Here is a 1,529-nt window from a genome sequence, read left to right as displayed (position 1 = left end):
CGAAAATCCCCCGTTCGTGACCCGTTTGGGCAGGTCAGGCGGCCTCTGTGGGCTGCAGCGTTACTTGGTAGCCGAGCTGGGTCAGTTGGCTCACCAGTCGTCTGGTCTGCCTGGTCTTGCCGGTGCGTTCGAGGAAGTAGTCCCCGCCGAGGTCGTGGTACTCGATGTCGTTGGTGAACATGTGCCACACAGCGGTCAGGATGGTGTGTTCGAGGGCGACCAGGGCTCTCTTTTTGCCGCGGCGTGAGGCTATGCGTCGGTAGCGAGCGTTGAGATAGGTGCCTCTGGACCGGGAGGCCGAGGAGGCGACCTGGCCGAGGATGCCCTTGAGCCAGGGGTCGCCGTGGCGGGTCTTGCCGGTGGCGCGCTTGCCGGCGGACTCGTGGTTGCCGGGGCAGACCCCGGCCCAGGAAGCCAGGTCGGCGGCACTCGGGAACCGGGCGATGTCCGCGCCGATCTCCGCGAGGACCACCTCGGCTGCGCGGGTGTTCATGCCGGGGATCGTGGTCAGCAGTTCGATGCGGCGGCGAAAGGGCCGCACCTGTGCGTCGATGCGCTCGCTGAGCCGGGTTTCCATCGTGGTGCAGGCGTCGATGCGGTCGAGCATCGCACGGACGAGGAACGCGTGGTGGTCGCTGAAGCGGCCGGTCAGCGCCTGGGCGAGGATCTCGCGCTTGCCGCGCATGCGCCGCAGCGCCAGTTCCGCGAGCACCAGGGGGTCGCGCTCGCCGGCGATGAGGGCTTCCAGCATGGCCCTTCCGGACTTGCCGACAATGTCGGACACCACCGAGGAGAGCTTGATCCCGGCATCTTCCAGAAGCTTGTCCAGGCGTTGGATCTCGCGGGTGCGCTCGCGGACGATCTCGGTGCGGTAGCGGGTGGTGTCCCGCAGTTCACGGATCGGCTGCGGCGGCACGAACGAGGGGCGGACCAGGCCGTGCTCCAACAGCTTGGCGATCCACTCGGAGTCCGCGACGTCGGTCTTGCGCCCCGGAACGGTCTTCATGTGGCGGGCGTTGAGGAGCCAGCACTCCATGGCGTCCTCGAGCACGTAGAACACCGGCTTCCAGTAAACGCCGGTGGCTTCCATACCCACCAGGGCGACGCCCTCGGCCAGCAGCCAGTCCTTCATCGCCAGCAGGTCTCGGGTCATGGTGGAGAAGACCCGCACCTCGCTGCGGCGCCGCTTGCCGACGGTCGGCGTGCGCAGGCAGACCTTCACGTCCGTCTTGCTGACATCGATCCCGGCGCATCTCTCGTGGATCACGTCCATGTGGTGCCCCCTTGGCGTCCGCGTGGTGCAGGGCGGGACCGTCCAGGGGAGCCCGGCAGGCGGGAGAGGCTAGTACGCGTGCTCGAAGCAACACTTCTGGGTGCCTGTCGAAGGACTCCCGCCGTCCTACTCTGTCGCGGGCTCGAAAGCGCCAAGCCGAAATCGACGTCAACTGGACGGCCCCACCCAGATTTTCGGCCCATCAGGGTGGGGCCTCAAGGCCCCCGGACTACTCTGTCCCGTAATCGGTGGTAAC

1 protein-coding gene is annotated in these 1,529 nt (G+C 67.2%); it reads right to left on the bottom strand.

Annotated features, from left to right (window positions below; genetic code table 11):
• Window positions 1-34: 34 nt before the first annotated feature.
• The gene (locus ACWC9T_RS41820; protein WP_449826250.1) at window positions 35-1,273 is read right to left on the bottom strand and encodes an IS110 family transposase; all 1,239 of its coding nucleotides are present in this window, start codon (window positions 1,271-1,273) and stop codon (window positions 35-37) included.
• Window positions 1,274-1,529 lie beyond the last annotated feature (256 nt).

The sequence above is a fragment of the Kitasatospora sp. NPDC001159 genome, from assembly GCF_053598235.1.
The sequence above is the reverse complement of the archived record's forward strand: the minus strand, read 5'-3'. Positions and strand labels throughout refer to the sequence as shown.